General features: G+C 61.1%; 12 protein-coding genes and 2 tRNA genes. 4 read left to right on the top strand and 10 right to left on the bottom strand.

Annotated features, from left to right (window positions below; translation table 11 throughout):
• Window positions 1-34 precede the first annotated feature (34 nt).
• Complete coding sequence (locus Q0K12_RS04520; protein ID WP_297260576.1) at window positions 35-235, bottom strand: hypothetical protein; 201 nt, start codon at window positions 233-235, stop codon at window positions 35-37.
• A gap of 492 nt (window positions 236-727) precedes the next feature.
• On the opposite strand from Q0K12_RS04520, the gene Q0K12_RS04515 reads away from it, so the two are divergent.
• Window positions 728-1,972, top strand: coding sequence for a PAAR domain-containing protein (locus Q0K12_RS04515; protein WP_297260575.1), 1,245 nt, complete (start codon window positions 728-730; stop codon window positions 1,970-1,972).
• 557 nt (window positions 1,973-2,529) lie between these two features.
• Window positions 2,530-2,615, top strand: a tRNA-Leu gene (locus Q0K12_RS04510).
• 315 nt (window positions 2,616-2,930) lie between these two features.
• Here Q0K12_RS04510 and Q0K12_RS04505 read toward each other — a convergent pair.
• The 9 genes from Q0K12_RS04505 to ftsH form a co-directional block, all read right to left on the bottom strand.
• Window positions 2,931-3,590, bottom strand: coding sequence for an OmpW family outer membrane protein (locus Q0K12_RS04505; protein ID WP_297260574.1), 660 nt, complete (start codon window positions 3,588-3,590; stop codon window positions 2,931-2,933).
• A gap of 194 nt (window positions 3,591-3,784) precedes the next feature.
• Window positions 3,785-6,148 (bottom strand): primosomal protein N', encoded by a 2,364-nt coding sequence (gene priA, locus Q0K12_RS04500; RefSeq protein ID WP_297260612.1) that lies wholly within the window; start codon window positions 6,146-6,148, stop codon window positions 3,785-3,787.
• A 183-nt stretch (window positions 6,149-6,331) separates the two neighbouring features.
• Window positions 6,332-7,204, bottom strand: a complete 873-nt coding sequence (gene galU / locus Q0K12_RS04495) for a UTP--glucose-1-phosphate uridylyltransferase GalU (protein WP_297260573.1) — start codon at window positions 7,202-7,204, stop codon at window positions 6,332-6,334.
• A gap of 22 nt (window positions 7,205-7,226) precedes the next feature.
• Window positions 7,227-8,579, bottom strand: a complete 1,353-nt coding sequence (gene glmM, locus Q0K12_RS04490; RefSeq protein WP_297260572.1) for a phosphoglucosamine mutase — start codon at window positions 8,577-8,579, stop codon at window positions 7,227-7,229.
• 36 nt (window positions 8,580-8,615) lie between these two features.
• Window positions 8,616-9,542, bottom strand: a complete 927-nt coding sequence (locus Q0K12_RS04485; RefSeq protein ID WP_297260571.1) for a CdaR family protein — start codon at window positions 9,540-9,542, stop codon at window positions 8,616-8,618.
• Complete coding sequence (gene cdaA, locus Q0K12_RS04480; RefSeq protein ID WP_297260611.1) at window positions 9,529-10,263, bottom strand: diadenylate cyclase CdaA; 735 nt, start codon at window positions 10,261-10,263, stop codon at window positions 9,529-9,531. Before cdaA ends, Q0K12_RS04485 begins: the two co-directional genes overlap by 14 nt.
• Window positions 10,264-10,279: 16 nt before the next feature.
• On the bottom strand, window positions 10,280-11,662 hold the full coding sequence (locus Q0K12_RS04475; RefSeq protein WP_297260570.1) for a diguanylate cyclase: 1,383 nt from the start codon (window positions 11,660-11,662) through the stop codon (window positions 10,280-10,282).
• 55 nt (window positions 11,663-11,717) lie between these two features.
• Window positions 11,718-12,500 (bottom strand): dihydropteroate synthase, encoded by a 783-nt coding sequence (gene folP, locus Q0K12_RS04470; protein ID WP_297260569.1) that lies wholly within the window; start codon window positions 12,498-12,500, stop codon window positions 11,718-11,720.
• Window positions 12,501-12,588: 88 nt separating this feature from the next.
• Window positions 12,589-14,583, bottom strand: a complete 1,995-nt coding sequence (ftsH, locus tag Q0K12_RS04465) for an ATP-dependent zinc metalloprotease FtsH (protein ID WP_297260568.1) — start codon at window positions 14,581-14,583, stop codon at window positions 12,589-12,591.
• A gap of 306 nt (window positions 14,584-14,889) precedes the next feature.
• Here ftsH and Q0K12_RS04460 point away from each other — a divergent pair.
• Window positions 14,890-14,983: transfer RNA gene (locus Q0K12_RS04460), tRNA-Sec, on the top strand.
• Between the two features lie 98 nt (window positions 14,984-15,081).
• A complete protein-coding gene (locus tag Q0K12_RS04455; RefSeq protein ID WP_297260567.1) occupies window positions 15,082-15,822 on the top strand; it encodes a DUF4851 domain-containing protein in 741 nt (246 codons plus the stop codon).
• Window positions 15,823-16,295 lie beyond the last annotated feature (473 nt).

Here is a 16,295-nt window from a genome sequence, read left to right as displayed (position 1 = left end):
TGCCATGCTCCCGGCCGGGGCCAGCCGGGAAGGGTCAACGGCTGCCTCTGCGCTCCTGCCGGGCCGTCAACAGACAGAGCAGGGTCAGCGTCCACACCGCCAGCAGCCTATGGGAAACATGCAGGCTCTGCAGCGACAACACGGAGGACTCCCAATGAAAAAGCGGCCATGTGGTGTCGGCCACGATGGCAAAGGGGAGAACCGTCAGCAGCAGGACGCCGCGCTCCGACGGCACGCCCGCCGAAGCGCTTTGTGCCTTCGTGAGAGCTGCGCTTCGTTTGGCTTCGCTCCGCGAAACTTTTTTTCCGTTTTTTGTCTCTGCTCTCGATTTCCGTAAGCCTCGGAGGCTCGGCAACGAGAACGTTTCGCGGGCTACGGTTCGGTGTAGAGTTTCAACGCTATTTAGCAGAGAATCATTGATAAAAATACTCCGAAACTACCCCTACGCTGGAATATTGCAGGACAATCGTGTATGGTTTTGGCTGGAGTATGGAGAGCTTTGCCAGATGTCATTTTGGCGCTCTTGAATTGTTTTCCAGATCGAGATATACTAATTAAAATACTTGACGAAAACCTCTTTGAGTGCTGACCGGACTCTCTTACCATTAACAAATATAAAATAGAGCAAGCAATTGAAATTATAATACATTAAGAACTCCTAGAGAGACTTGCATGATTGCTAGCTTTAATGGCAATTATCAAATTCTGAACTTATGAGGATAGCAAAATGTTTATGCATAATTTCAACAAGCCCATCATTCTTGGAGATACAACGACACACGGCGGAATAGTTATAACTGCAAGCAGTGAAATGCAATATAGCCTTGAAAGATGTGCTCGTTCTGGTGACTCTGTTTTTTGCCCGCAATGTGGTGGCATTTACAAAATCGAAGAAGATGTATTAAATCAGTCAGACAATCGCTCATCTTATGCTATAGAGGGACAACGTACATCATGTGGTGCAACATTAGTTTCTAGACAAAGATTAGGCTTGATTCGACGTGAAGATGGAAGAATTGATAGCGTCTTTTCAGATCCTTCAATCCACGATATCTGCGAAAAGATAAACCAGTTTAAATCGGATGTCATACCTAATAGTCTTAGGGGAGTATTTAGTCATTCTGAGGGATCATCTTCTTCACAGTTTCAGGCAGAAAGACAAAAGCAAGCTGAAGACGTGACAAAGACTGTAAAAACAGCGTTCTATGTTGACTTAAAGAATGAGGATAGCCGCCTTAATGAATACCTTCCATTCAAGGTCAGTGTTTACCCAATGATTTATCAGAAGCCTTTGAGCGGAGAAAAGGCGTATGCTGGTCATTTTCCCCCTGGAACTTATACTTTGATTATAGAGCCAACGCCTCCTTCCGGAGAAAACTTAGGGCCAGTCCCCTATATCAACAATCCTAAGTTTCGTCGTAACATTACCTTAAGTGGCGATGAACACTATTTACCTATTATTGTGACTCGGAAAGAGTCTATAGAACATAATATAATGATGACTTTCTTGGTGGAAAATGGCAGCGCTTCAGATCCAGAAACATCTTGGATCGAATTTCCATTTTTTGCAGAAAATGATGATGTTCAAGAATATATACATAAATATGCAAAAGAATTCAATCTTAATACTAACCTTGTAAATGCCATATGCTATATTGAAACAACACATGGATGGTATGACAGGTTTCCAGAAGCATTAAACATCGAAGCAAAATCTATTAGACCTATGAATGTCAACTTTGAGTATTGGAAGAAATTATTTTCCGCAAAGGGAATCACACGCGACTCTTTAAAAAACAAGGATATAAATGTCAGGGAAGGCTGTTTCATGTTACATAGAGTTTTTATCAGAGCTGAACCAAAGACAATTCTTGCAGTGAGTAGCTTGTATAATTCTCACAAAGCAAAATACATTTTGGAATACGGATATCATATACAGAGAGCTTACAATAAAAAACTTTGGACAAAATAATAAACATTTCAATAAAAAAACAACATGTTAAGAAATGAATATATCACGCTATTTTTTTTCATAATGGCAAACTTGACACTTCCTTTTCATAAAAAAACAACCCGTTATAATACATTTATTTATATACTAGCCCTCATAAATCTATATACATCTTTTCTTTTTTATAGCAATATGCGCGATACAGCCATAATAATTTATTTTATAGTTTCATTATTTTTTTCCTTCCGCCAAAATATATATTTTCTATATATAATGTTCGTTAATATATTTATTTGCTATATTGTTATCAATGGAACTTTATATGGATACAATATAGAAAATTTCAACATGATATTTCCTCCCGCTGTATACGAGCATCTTAATATAGTAAATATGATAAGTGATGTCGCTGACATGGCATTATTATTTATGGTGATTGGCTGCATATTTTTTCTTGTATTAAAGATCATTATCATTATAAAAAAGTGGAAAAACCGCATTTTTTCCGTGAAACGATAAACCGTATGATTTGGAACGCCCCGCGTTTCACACGGAAAATGCTCCAGAGGCGCCCCCCTGCCGGGAGGTGGAATTGGTAAACGCAGCGGACTCAAAATCCGCCGGTGGCAACACCTTGCGAGTTCACGTCTCGCTCCCGGTACCAGAAAGACAGGCGGTCACGACGGCGTGGCCGCCTTTTTTCCTGCTCGACGGGCTGCGGCTGCCGCCCTGCCATGCTCCCGGCCGGGAAAGCTCTCTCTTCTCCAAACGACAGGGGCCTGCCCCGACGAACGGGACAGGCCCCTGTAAAGAATAGCCTGGTCTGCCGGCTAGAGCAATTTCCCATTGAAAATGTGGATTGCTCTGGTAGTCGCGAGGGCGACTCCCCTCAACCAAGCACACGGAAAAACCACGCTTTTCCGTAGTGGGAGAGCAGCGTCAGCAGGGAAATTGGACACAATTTCCCTGCGAATCCGCTTTAGAAGCCGAAGCGCAGGCCGACCATGAATTCGTGGTTGTAGGGACGGACGCCCACTTCGTACTTGCGGCCGTCGGCCCTGCCGCTCACTTCGTTATAGCCGAAGTCCACATAGCGGTAGCCGGCGTCGATGGTGAAGTTCTCATTGACGTTGTAGGCCACGCCGGCGCCCACGTTCCAGGCGAAGTTGGTGAAGCGGTCATCCATGGACATGTTGGTGCCGCCGTAATGCACGTCATAGCCGGCATAGGTGAAGGCAAGGCCCAGACCGGCGCCGATCCAGGGGGTGAAGGGGGAATCGTTGTGGATGTCCCAGTACAGGTTGGCAAAAAGGGTGGACTGGTTCCAGGTGCCCTTCACGCCCCCGAGATTGCCTTCCCACGAGGTCTCGCTGTTGCCGCGCAAGGCGAATTCCAGTTCCGCACGCAGCGGCACCATATGCATGGGCCAGAAGTCGTAGCCCGCGGCCAGCGCGCCGCCCAGGGTGAACTGCGAGTACTCGCTGATGCCGGAACCGGCAAGGCCGCCGCTACGCTGAGTCGTCCCCGTGTTCTGGATGCTCATCAGGAACTTGGGAGCAAGGTACATGCCTTCCGCCTTGACCAGGGCGGGCATGGCCAGCACGGCAAGCAGAAACAGGGCAACAAGGGTGCGTTTCATGTTCTTTCCTCCAAAAAGGTTTTCTGGTGCACCGAAAGTTAAAGTCTTACTTAAAGTTGTCATCTTGTCAACGGAAATAACGGCGCGGGCGGCCTGCCCTGCCGGACGCGTGGACAGCCCCCTTGGCCATGATGTTTTTTTACTGGAGATACAGCGTGTTATCCAGAACTTTCCGCTGTCCGGCCCGCACGCCGTTACAACATGTTGACCGGATCGAGATCCAGGAAGGGCCGCAGATGCACGGCCTCCTTGTCCCGCACCAGCGCCGCGAAGACCTGCCGAATGTCGCGCCAATCCGCCCCCTTGAGCAGGCAGTGGAAGCGGCGACGGCCGCGCAGGACGGCCAGCGGCGCGGGCGCGGGCCCCAGCAGGCGAACGCCCTCCCTGCCTGCCGCCTCGCGCAGCAGCTTGCCCGCGGCCCCCAGTCGTTCCTGGCCCCGGCCATCGTCCACGGCAAAGGAGAGCCGCACCAGCGCCAGCCGCACGAAGGGCGGATAGGCGTACTTGCGGCGTCGGGCAAGCTCTTCTGCATAAAAACCCTCGTAATCCCCCTCTCGCACATACTGCCAGCAGTAATGGGCGGCATCGCGCGTCTGGATGAGCACCCTGCCCGGCATCTCACCGCGGCCGGCGCGCCCAGCCGACTGCACCAACAGCTGGAAGGTGCGCTCCGCGGCCCGGTAATCCGGCAGGTTCAGCCCCAGATCGCCGTCGGCCACCACCACCAGCGTCACCCCGGGGAAGTGATGCCCCTTGGACAGCATCTGCGTGCCCACGAGCAACGGCGACTCCCGGCGGGCGAAGGCGGCAAGGATCTCCTCCATATGGCCGGGACGGCGCGTGCTGTCCCTGTCCAACCGCAGCACCGGCCCTCCGGCCAGCACCGACAGGCTTTCCGCCAGCTTTTCCGTCCCTTCGCCCAGCGGCAGGAAACTCATGCTCTTGCAGGACGGACAGGGGGAAGGAAAGGGCAGGCTGAAACCGCAGTAATGGCAGACGAGCTTTTCCCGCCCCTTATGGTAGGCCAGACCGATCTGGCAATGCGGACACTTGAGCGTGCTCTTGCAGTCCTGACAGAACATGAGCGGCGCATAGCCCCGCCGGTTGAGCAGCACGACGGCCTGCTCCCCGCGCGCAACGACCTCGCGCAGGGCGGCTTCGCTCTGCGGGGCCAGCAGGCCGCTGTCCTGCGGACGGCAGGAGAGCGGCCCGATGTCCACCAGTTCCACCGGCGGCAGCGGCCGTCCTCCCACGCGCTGCGGCAGGGACAGCATGGCAAGCTTCCCCTGCTCCACGGCATAGAATGTCTTGATGTCCGGCGTGGCCGATCCCAGCACCAGCAGGCCCTTGCGCAGCCCCACCCGGAACCAGGCCACTTCCTTGGCCTGATAGGGCAGGCCCTCATCCTGCTTGAAGGAGGTGTCGTGCTCCTCATCCAGGATCACGCAGCCCAGATCGGGCAGCGGCAGGAAGAGGGCGGAACGCGTGCCCACCACGAGACAGGGGCCGTCATGCCGGGCCAAGGCCCGAAACAGTTCCTCCCGCCGCCGGGGCGTCTGATAGCCGTGGTAAAGGTAGACCGGCACATGGGGCAGCACCTGAGCGGCGTCGCGGCGCAGCTTGTGGGCCAGCGCCACTTCCGGAGCCAGCAGAAGGACGCTGCGCCCGTGCGCAAGGCAATGGCGCGCCAGTTCCAGATAGACGGCCGTCTTGCCGCTGCCGGTCACGCCGTAGAGCAGGCGGGTGGCGGGCTGCGCCGCATCCAGCGCGCCGGTCATGTCCGACAGGGCGGCCTGCTGGGCGGCATTGAGCGCAAAGGGGGCCGGGGGCGGCGGCAAGAGCTCTTCCCCCTCGCGGTCTTCATCCGCCGCCTGCACGAGCTCCACCAGCCCGGCGGTCAGCAACGCGCGCAGCGCGGCGGCGGAACCGGGCAGGTCGCGGGCCAGTTGACGCCGGCTGACGCTGCCCCGCTCATGCAGGAGGTCAAGTATCGCGATCTGTCGGGCCGCCGAGGGGCGTACCGGCCACGGGGGATCCGTCAGCAGGCGGCAGCGCTCTTCTTCGGCCGCGTCCGTTCCCGGCGGCAGCAGGCGGGCCCGGCCGTTGAGCAGGGCTTCGGCCAGTCGTGCCTGTTCCGCTTCCGGCGCGGCGCAGATGTCGTGCAGGCTCCAGGTACGGCCCTCCCGGAGGACCGCCGCCTCACCGCCGAGTTCACGCAGACGGATGCGCGTCAGGCGCAGGCCCTGCGGCAGCACGTGACCCAGCACGCTGCCGACGCCAAGCCCCTGCCGCGAAGCCAGATCCCGCGCCAGGGCCAGCAGATCTCCGGACAGCAGGGGCGTCGTTTCCAGCGGCCAGGCCAGCCGCTTGCAGGTCACGCCCGGCGGCAGCGCGACAGCCGTTTCCGTCCCCAGCAGCACGCCCGCCCGCAAGGCTCCCCGACCCAGCGGCACGGCCACGCGCAGGCCCGGCTGCCAGAAGGCGGCGGGAAAGCATGGCGGCAGTTCATAGGTCAGCGTCGTGTAGGGAGGACTGAACAGGGCAATATGGGCGAACATCATTCCTGGACGCGGCGGACGTTCCCGACGGCAAGGGCTGCGAACGTCCCCGCCAATGGCTGACGGGGGAACGGCTTCATGGACGCGCCATACATATGGACGCATCCCCGCTCCACACGATGAAAAAGGCGGACACCGTCACTGCTGACGACGGTATCCGCCACGATCCCCCCGCAGGGGACATCACTGGAACTGGACGAATTTCCTGAGCTGGGCCAGCAGCTCGTAGCGCAGGTCTTCATCCTGCAGGGCGAAATAAATATTGGCGGAGAGGAATTCCGACCAGTCGCCCGCATCGAAGCGCATGCCCGCCATGCGCACGGCCATCATGCCGCGCTCCTGGGCCAGCGTGCGCAGGGCATCGGTGAGCTGGATCTCTCCCCCGTGGCCGGGCTGCACCTTGTCCAGATGATCGAAGATATCCGGCGTCAGCACATAGCGGCCCACGATGGCCAGACGGGAGGGGGCATCCTCGCGGGCGGGCTTTTCCACCATATCCTGCACGCGATAGACGCCGGGGCTCACTTCCTCGCCCTGGATGATGCCGTAGCGGCTCACCTTTTCCCACGGGACTTCCATGACGCCGATGACCGGCATCTTTTCGGCCATGGCCACATCGATGAGCTGCCGGATGCCGGGGACCCCGCTGAACATGAGGTCATCCCCCACCATGACGGCAAAGGGCTCGCCGCGCACCAGCTCCCGCGCGCACATGACGGCATGCCCCAGCCCCAGCTGTTTCTTCTGGCGCACGGACATGATGTTGACCATCTCCGCCACCTTGCGCACTTCGGCCAGCTTGTCCAGCTTGCCGGCGCGCTCCAGCACGCTTTCCAGTTGCAGATTGTAGTCGAAATGATCCTCGATGACGTTCTTGTCCCGGTTGGTCACGAAGATCACGTCCTGGATATTGGCCCGCTGGGCCTCTTCCACCACATACTGGATGACGGGCTTATTGTAGATGGGCAGCATTTCCTTGGGGATGTTCTTGGTCGCGGGCAAAGAACGCGTACCCCATCCGGCCACGGGAATGATGACTTTCCGAATCTCCTGCATGCCTTTCTCCCGCCTTGTGCGTCTAGCGCAATTCCCGGTTGACGATCTCCGCCAGCTCGGTGGCGTAGCGGACGACCTTTTCCTCGTCTTCGGCTTCCACCATGACGCGGCACAGGGCCTCCGTGCCGGAGTAGCGCAGCAGCACCCGGCCGCGTCCGGCCAGGGCCCGTTCCACCTCGGCGACAGCCTTGCCGATGGCGGGGCGCTCCTCAAAGGGAAGCTTCTTCTCCACACGTACATTTATAAGTTTTTGCGGGAAAAGTTGCAACTGCCGTGCCAGTTCGGAGAGGGGCTTCTCCTTTTCGCGCATGATGCGCAGGATCTGCAGCGCGGCCAGCAGGCCGTCGCCGGTGGTGCTGTACTGCCGGAAGATGAGGTGGCCGGACTGCTCGCCGCCCAGCATGGCGCCTTCCCGGCGCATGGCCTCCACCACGTAGCGGTCCCCCACCTTGGTGCGCAGCAGCCGCCCGGCGCGCTCCTTCATGAAGATCTCCAGCGCCAGATTGCTCATGGCCGTGGCCACCAGCAGATTGCCCGGCAGTTCGCCGCGCTCCATCATGGCCTGGGCGCAAAGCGCCATGATCTGGTCCCCGTCCAGCACCGCGCCCTGCTCGTCCACCACGATGAGGCGGTCCGCGTCGCCGTCCAGGGCCAGCCCCACATCGGCGCGCACCTCGCGCACCTTGGCCGCCACGTTGTCGGGGTGGAGCGAACCGCAATGATCATTGATGTTGGTGCCGTTGGGAGCCGTCCCCAGCCGGAAGACCTCCGCGCCCAGTTCTTCCAGGGCCAGCGGCGCCACCTTGTAGGCCGCGCCGTTGGCGCAGTCGATGACGATGCGCAGCCCGGCCAGCGTCAGATGCGGCGGGAAGCAGCTCTTGGTGTAAACGATGTAGCGCCCGCCGGCGTCCTCGATCTTGCTGGCGCGCCCCACCTTGTCCGAGGCCGGATAGGGCCAGCGGAAATCGGGGTCCAGCACCATGGCCGAGATCTCGTTCTCCACTTCGTCCGGCAGCTTGAAGCCGTCGGCATCGAAGAATTTGATGCCGTTGTCCGAATAGGGATTGTGCGAAGCGGAAATGACCACCCCCAGATCCGCCCGCATGTTGCGGGTAAGGAAGGAGATGGCGGGCGTCGGCAGGGGGCCGGTCATGATCACGTGCATGCCCGCCGCGCAGAGCCCGGCCGTCAGGGCGGATTCAAACATGTAGCCGGACAGGCGGGTATCCTTGCCGATGACGACCCGGTGCGCATGCGGCCCCTTGCGGAAGCGCACCCCCGCCGCAAGCCCGAGCCGCAGGGCCACATCCACGGTCATGGGCGAGATGTTCACCGGGCCACGCATGCCGTCGGTGCCGAAAAGACGTTCAGCCATAGGGAGGCTCCTTGTCGCCGCGCCGGCGCGCGGCGGTCACTTTTTGCGGGAAATGGTCACGGGATTGAGCGAGGGATTGAGCAGGGTCATGCCTTCGGGCAGACGGATCCGGGGATCCACCTGCCGGCTCTGGCCCACTTCCATGGGCGGCGGCACCACGATGACCCCGAGCTTGCGCAGGTAACTGGAATTCTTGGCCAGCGCTTCGGGCACTTCCACGAGCAGCTCCAGCGTTTCCGGCTCCACCGCGTAGTTGTGGGCATTCTGCGCTTCCACCTCCACCCGCACCTGACGCGTCACCACGGTCCGCCCGCTGGTGATGGAGTACTGCACTTCCACGCTGCCGGGCATGGCGTTGACCAGGCTGGGCGTATCCAGCGGCAGGTTCTGCCGGACCGTGGTCCCCGCGGCATTGGGATCCAGGGTGATGATGAGCGGCACATGCGACATGTCGGAAAGGACGCTCTCCGGCCCGCGCAGGGTCACCGACGCCGGCGAGACGATGACGTTCTCCACCGTCAGCACGCCGCTGCGCAGGGGGGACTCGATCTCCGCGCGCACGGGCACGCTGCGTTCGATGAGGTTGTCCGCCTTGACGACGATGCGCGGCGGCTGCACGTCGATGAGCTCGAAGGCCCGCAGCTGCGGCCCCATGTGCTCTCCGGACAGGGGGACCACCGTCGTGCCCTTCTTGATGCCGGACAGGTTGATGGCCTGGGTGAGGGTCTGTTGCGAGATGGCCCGCAGCAACAGCTCGGGCCCGCGCATGCGCACATGCACCTTGCTGATGAGCCCGTCCGTGATCACCAGATTGGGGGGCACGCCGTTGTAGTCGATGCTCACCTCGAGCTGGGCCTCCAGCCTGTCGCGCACGCTGACCACATACCACATGCCCACCGCCGTGATGATGGCGACGATCAGCGAGAGCAGATGCGGCATCTTCTTGGGATTAAAGGACATCATGGAGCACCTGCTTCAATCGGGCGGCATCGAGGTTGCGGATGAGCTCCCCCTTGATGGCGACGGAGATCTCGCCGCGTTCCTCGGAAACGACCACCACCACGGCATCGCTCTCGGCCGTGGCGCCCAGCGCCGCGCGGTGGCGCGTGCCGAAGGACTGGCCCCGGGCCTCGGCCAGCGGCAGGATGCAGGCCGCCGCCAGGATGCGGCCGCGGCTCACCACCACCGCCCCGTCATGCAGAGGGGCCTTGGGATAAAAGATGTTCATGAGCAGCTGACGCGAGAGCCGGGCATCCACGGTCACGCTCTCCCGCTTGACCATGTCCCCCAGCTGCATGCTGCGCTCGAACACGATGAGCGCCCCCACCCGCAGGCGGGCCATCTCCACGCAGGCGGACACCACCTCGTCCACCAGCCCGGCCTGCACGCGCCTCTTGCGGAAGATGTGGCGGCTGCCCACCTCGCCCAGCGCCTGCCGGATGTCGTTCTGAAAGATGACGACGATGAGGATGAAGAGCGAGCCGAAAATATGCTGCAGCAGCCAGGAGAGCGTGTACAGACCCATGCTGCGCGACATGAAGTACAGCGCCGTCAGGACCCCCAGGCCGGAGAGCACCGCCAGCGCGCGCGTGCCGCGCAAAAGCTGAATGACCTGATAAAGCAGCACGCCCACCAGGGTGATGTCCAGCGCATCGCGCCAGTCAAAGACGATATGCTCAAGAATCACGGCGTTCCTTCACTCAGCGTTTCTTGTCGCGGTACATGGCGGTGTCGGCCTGCCGGAGCACAGCCTGAAAGCTGTTCTCTCCCGCGGGCCAGAAGGTCAGGCCACAGGCGAATTCGATACGGACTTGCTCGCCCGGGCGGACCTCCAGCGGCACAGCGCACGCCTCCCGGATGCCGCCAAGGGTCTTTTCCACGTCCTGCCGCTCCATATCCGGCGGAAAGATGAGCACGAACTCATCCCCGCCCATGCGGGCAAAAAGATGCCGCCCGTCCACATAGCGCGTCACCGCGGCCACAAAGGCGCACAGCACCTTGTCTCCGGCCTCGTGTCCGTAGGTATCATTGACGAGCTTGAACTTGTTCAAATCCATATAGGCCAGGAAGCTCCGCCCGGCAAGGCCGCGCAGACGTCTGGCCAGGGCCCGGAAAAGCCCGTGCCGGTTGAGCGCCCCGGTGAGCTGATCATGGTTCAGCAACAGCTCCAGCGCCTGCCGCGTCCTGTGCAGGACGCAGACCTGGCGCACCAGCAGGGCCACCAGGAGGCTGCAGACGAGACAGCCCAGCCCGAAGGGCCAGACCGCGGCATTCTGCCACCAGAGCCCCACGGGCTGCACGCGCAGCACCCACCAGGCGCCGGCGGTGTCGAAAGTATATTCGAGGACGCCATCCGTCGAGGCGGAGACCGCCTCCCGCTTGCCCGCATCCTGCCTGAAGCGCGTCAGCGGCAGCGCCGGGCGGCGATCCGGCGGATAGGCCTGCAGGGCGGCGCTGCCGTCATCCCGCACGAGCTGCGGCGTCCTGCCCTGCAGTTCGGGCACGTCAAGGCCGGCTTCGCGCAGCACGTCTTCGAAACTGATGCAGAACACCAGGATCCCCCAGAACCTGCTTTGCCCGTCCGGCTCCGAAAGGTAGACCAGTTTGTAGCCGTACAGCACGGAATGCCCCTCCGCGACCGGAAACGGCCCGCTCAGGCCGATGTCCTTCCCGGCGCTGATCAAACGCTGCAGCGTGGGATCCTTGAGCAGATTCAACCCCATGTACTGTTCACGCTGCTCCAATGGCCAGACCTTGCGGACGATGCCGTCCGGCGCCAGCAGCATGCCGTAGATCGAACCGTCCCGTACGAGCGTGCGCGCGGCTTCAAAGAAGTGCGCCGGCTTGCCATTGTGCAGCTGCAGGGTCATGGCCAGCGTTTCCATCTTGTAGAGCCGCAGCCAGATGGCCTGCTTGAAGGCGTTGGCCCTGTAGGCCAGCTGGCTTGCCGCCTCGGTGCGCTCCACGCGGTTCGCCCGATAGCCGAGCGTCAGCGTCGCCACGGTGGAAAGCAGCAGGCACACCAGCAAGGCAGCCCAGAAAGACAGCGAATATTTCCGGGAAGAGTACACGGCACGCCTCACGGCTCAGAACTGCGGAAAAGAAAAGGGCATCACAACGTCACTGTCGTGCGGATACCTAGCGTGCATCCAGGGCCGCCAGCAGCTGGAGCGTCCGCCGCGTTGCCGCCACGTCATGCACCCTGTGCCAAAAAATGCCCCGCTCCCACAGGCGCGCCGTGGCCACCTGAGTAGCGGTCCCCCGTTCGGCGGCCGCCAGTCCGAACAGCCCCCCGAAAAGCGATTTCATGGAAAGGCCCATCAGCACAGGCCGCCCCAGCGACAGCCAGTCCTCGGGATGGGCCAGCAGCGTCAGATTGTGTTCGAGCGTCTTGCCGAAGCCGATGCCCGGATCCAGCACGATGCGGTCTTCCGGCAGGCCTGCCCGAACAAGACGCGCCATCTCCCGCTCGAAGAACTCCCGCACCTCGCGGCGCACATCGTCATATCGCGGCGAGCGCTGCATGACCTCCGGGCGGCCCTGGCTGTGCATGAGCACATAGCCGGGCTTGTACTCCACCAGCACGTCCAGCAGCTCCGGGTCGAAGCGACAGGCGGAGATGTCGTTGACGATCTGCACCCCCTGCGCCAGCACGGCGGCCGCCGTGGCCGCATGGTAGGTATCCACCGACAGGCAGGCCCCCGGCGCTTCGCGCTGCAGACCGGCCAGCACCGGCAAAAGGCGGCGCAGCTCCTCGTCCGGAGACAGGGGGGCCGCGCCGGGCCGGGAGGACTCCGCCCCCAGATCCAGCACGTCGGCCCCGTCATCCCGCAGCCGCAGGGCATGGGCAAGGCCGGAAACGGCGTCCGCATGACGGCCGCCGTCATAGAAGGAATCCGGCGTCAGGTTGACGATGCCCATGACGCCGAAAGGGGCGGACGCACACAGCGTACGCCCCCCCGCAACGTTCCATGCTCCCGCTTTCATGCTGCCGGAGTTTGGTCCAAGACTATCGGGACGCATCGTGCTTCCTGCTGTCTCCCTCGTTCTCCGCGCTCTCTCCCGCCTTCTCCTTTTCCAGGGACGGCGAGGGAGCGTCCGCTGTCTGCCCATCTTCCGCCGGCTCAAGAGAGAATTCCGACTCTTCCGGGGCGGCGGGGGCCGCCTTGGCCGTCTTTACGGGCTTGCCGTTGGCGTCAAGCGGCTGCAGGGGCTTGTCCTCCATGAGAAGATCCAGCTCTTCGCCGCTGATGGTCTCCCGCTCCAGCAGAGCGCGGGCGATGCGGTGCAGGGTCTCCAGGTTGTCCCGCAGCAGCGTCTGGCAGCGGGAATGCGCCTCCTCGACGATGCGTTTCACCTCCGCATCCACAAGGCGCGCCGTATCTTCGCTGTAATTCTTGTTCTGCACCCATTCCCGGCCGATGAAGACCTCTTCGCCGGTCTCGCCGATGGCCAGCGTGCCGATGGCTTCGCTCATGCCCCATTCGCAGACCATCTTGCGGGCCATGCGGGTCACGCGCTCGATATCGTTGGACGCGCCGGTGGTGATGTCGTCGAAGATGATCTCCTCGGCGACCCGTCCGCCCAGCAGCACCACCAGATTGTTGCGCAGGTAGGTACGGGAATAGCCGTGGCGGTCTTCCTCCGGCAGCTGCATGGTCACGCCCAGGGCCCGGCCGCGCGGGATGATGGTCACCTTGTGCACGGGATCGGCCCCCGGCAGCAGCTTCGCCGCCAGAGCATGCCCGCCTTCATGGTAGGCCGTGATGCGCTTCTCCTCATCGGAAAGAATGAGGCTGCGCCGCTCGCGTCCCATGAGCACTTTGTCCTTGGCGAACTCGAAATCGTGCATGTCCAGCCGCTCTTCATTGAGCTTGGCGGCCTGCAGGGCGGCTTCGTTGACCAGATTCTCCAGATCCGCCCCGGAGAAGCCCGGCGTCCCGCGTGCCAGCACGTCCAGATCCACGTCATCGGCCAGAGGCGTCCGCTTGGTATGCACTTCCAGGATGCGCCGGCGGCCGCGCAGGTCGGGGGTGGGCACCACCACCTGACGGTCAAAGCGCCCGGGACGCAGCAGGGCCGGGTCGAGCACGTCGGGACGGTTGGTCGCGGCGATGAGAATGACGCCCTCGTTGCTCTCAAAACCGTCCATCTCCACCAGCAGCTGGTTGAGCGTCTGCTCACGTTCGTCATGCCCGCCGCCAAGGCCGGCGCCGCGCTTGCGGCCCACGGCATCTATCTCGTCAATGAAGATCAGACAGGGCGCGTTCTTCTTGCCCTGCACGAACAGATCGCGCACGCGGGAAGCGCCCACGCCCACGAACATTTCCACGAAGTCCGAGCCGGAGATGGAGAAGAAGGGCACGCCCGCCTCCCCCGCAACAGCGCGGGCCAGCAGGGTCTTGCCCGTCCCGGGAGGCCCCACCAGCAGCACCCCCTTGGGGATGCGGCCGCCAAGGCGGGTGAACTTCTTGGGATTGGAAAGGAATTCCACTACTTCGGAGAGCTCCTCCTTGGCTTCGTCCACCCCGGCCACATCGTCGAAGGTCACGCGCACGCTCTCCTCATTGAGCATGCGCGCCCGCGAACGGCCGAAGCTCATGGCCTTGCCGGGCCCGCCGCCCTGCATCTGGCGGATGACGAAGATCCACACGCCGATGAGCAGCAGCAGCGGCAGCCAGTTCAGCAGCAGGCTCATGTACCAGGAGGGCTCTTCCGGCGGCTCGGCCTGCACTTCCACTTTCTTGCCCATGAGCTGCGAGACAAGATTGGCGTCGTCGGGAGCATAGGCCTGCACCTCCGACCCCTTTTCGGCGCCGCGGCCTGTCAGGACATTGCCCTGGATGGTGACGGACAGGATCTGCCCGGCGTCCACCCGGCTCATGAAATCAGAATAACTTATGCGCGTGGCCGTTGATTGCGGCTGCTGAAACATGTTGAAGAGCATCACCATGGCAAGGCCTATGGCGACCCACAGCAACAGGTTGCGGCTGACTTGATTCAACTTGCGACCTCCAGAGTAAACGCCCCGTCGGGCGATGCACGACTCGATCTTCCATTATGCACGGACTGGCGGGCAGCCGTGCGGAGCATGCCGGAAATCCTCGGGAACAGGCTCGCGGGCCAACGGCGGCCCTGCCGCTCCCGACCGGCAGAAATCATCTGAAAAATGAACTTTAGCACCGTATCCTGCGGCGCAGAAGGTGTCAAACCCCCTGTGCGCATATACTGCACAGGTATGATAAGTCCATTCCCCGCCTTGGCAAGAGTCCTCTTGCTTCCCGACGGCATTTCCCCTAACATGCTGGGTGGAGGCGTTTCGTCACCGGTGTGGCGCCCGGTCTTCAAAACCGGTGGTGGGCCTGATCGTCCACGGTAGGTTCGACTCCTATGCGCCTCCGCCAGCAAGCTTTCGTGCCGACACCCTTGAAGGAGACTTCAAGGGTGTTTTTGCCCTTTTTCCCCGCCAGATCCTTTTTCCCAACGTCACAAGAGGCCTTTCATGAAAATCGCCCTTTTCCTGCTGCTCGCCTGTCTTGCGGGCCTGCTCCTTGCCTGTGACCGCCTCCCGCTGCGCGGCCTGACCGGTGACGAGGAACACCCCGTCCTGCTCTCGCGGGCACGCCCTTCGGTCCTATTCGCTCCCGCCGCCGACATGCCCCTGGAAAGCGCGGGCTGGCGCAGTCTGTCCCCGAAGACGCAGGACTCCCTGCTCGGCTCGGCCCGCGTCTGGTTCGTGGTCTACGAAAAGATGACCGAAAACGGCCCGGCCAAGCTGGTCACCGCCCTCGCCGAAGCCGAGGATCCGTGGCTCTGGGAAGATGGCCGCCACGCTCCCTTCCCCGTCCTGCGCCGCCTGCAGTACGAACACAAGGGGCAGCAGCTCTTTGAGAGCCTCTACGTCATGGAGGCGGAAGACAATCCTTTTTACGGCGTGGGCATGACCGATCCCTGCCTTGTCTACCGGGCCAAGTTTCTGCTCGATTTCCGCCAGATGCAGGTCATCGTGGAATACTATGAACCCGTGGACAGCGATGTCGCCCGGGACGCCGCCCATGACGAGGCCCGCCTCAACGCCCTCCGCGACCGGGGCCGCAAGGCCTGTCTCGTGGCCTTCCCCGACAAGGCCGAACAGGAACGCCTCAAGAAGGACTTCCGCAAGATGGACACGGCGGACAGGGACATCTCCCGCAACCGCCTCTCCCGCTGGGTGGGCGACATGGAACGCAACTCCCACAACTAGGGCCTGTTAACACTATTCGTTACTTGTTTGGGGGGAAGGGGAACCCCTCGCTCTGCTGTCGATGCCTGTAAGGCCTTACGGCCTAACAGGCACGGCCCTGCGGGCCGCCCGTTGGATCGCGCTCTGCTGTCGATGTCCGTAAGGCTCCTGCGTCGCCTAACGGACACGGCCCTCCGGGCCGCCTTTCGGTCGCCGCCAGCGCGGGAGGGCCCAGCCTTTTCGCAACGAAGCGAGAAAAGGCGTTCTTGTCATCCTTCCCCCCAAGCCCCCATCCCTTCCCCAGCGCGCTTTTATCAGGGAAAAAAGCTGGGACAAGGGGCGTATCGCCCGTCAGGGCAGGCGGAGTATGTATATCTTATTTCATGTATATATTGAAATAATGAGTAAAATTTGTGTTAGGCTCAGGACTCATTACTCTTTTGTGAGGGGGAAGTGAGGGAGGGTGGGGGGGAACGTAGGTGGAGGGAAGGGGA

The sequence above is a fragment of the uncultured Desulfovibrio sp. genome (genome assembly GCF_944324525.1).
Taxonomy (GTDB): Bacteria; Desulfobacterota; Desulfovibrionia; order Desulfovibrionales; family Desulfovibrionaceae; genus Desulfovibrio.
The sequence above is the reverse complement of the archived record's forward strand: the minus strand, read 5'-3'. Positions and strand labels throughout refer to the sequence as shown.

What these genes read in the sequence shown, in the direction of transcription:
- Q0K12_RS04515 (WP_297260575.1), top strand. Translation starts at nt 728, where the DNA reads ATGTTTATGCATAATTTCAACAAGCCCATCATTCTTGGAGATACAACG.
- Q0K12_RS04505 (WP_297260574.1), bottom strand. Translation starts at nt 3,590, where the DNA reads ATGAAACGCACCCTTGTTGCCCTGTTTCTGCTTGCCGTGCTGGCCATG.
- priA (WP_297260612.1), bottom strand. Translation starts at nt 6,148, where the DNA reads ATGTTCGCCCATATTGCCCTGTTCAGTCCTCCCTACACGACGCTGACC.
- galU (WP_297260573.1), bottom strand. Translation starts at nt 7,204, where the DNA reads ATGCAGGAGATTCGGAAAGTCATCATTCCCGTGGCCGGATGGGGTACG.
- glmM (WP_297260572.1), bottom strand. Translation starts at nt 8,579, where the DNA reads ATGGCTGAACGTCTTTTCGGCACCGACGGCATGCGTGGCCCGGTGAAC.
- Q0K12_RS04485 (WP_297260571.1), bottom strand. Translation starts at nt 9,542, where the DNA reads ATGATGTCCTTTAATCCCAAGAAGATGCCGCATCTGCTCTCGCTGATC.
- folP (WP_297260569.1), bottom strand. Translation starts at nt 12,500, where the DNA reads ATGGGCATCGTCAACCTGACGCCGGATTCCTTCTATGACGGCGGCCGT.
- Q0K12_RS04455 (WP_297260567.1), top strand. Translation starts at nt 15,082, where the DNA reads ATGAAAATCGCCCTTTTCCTGCTGCTCGCCTGTCTTGCGGGCCTGCTC.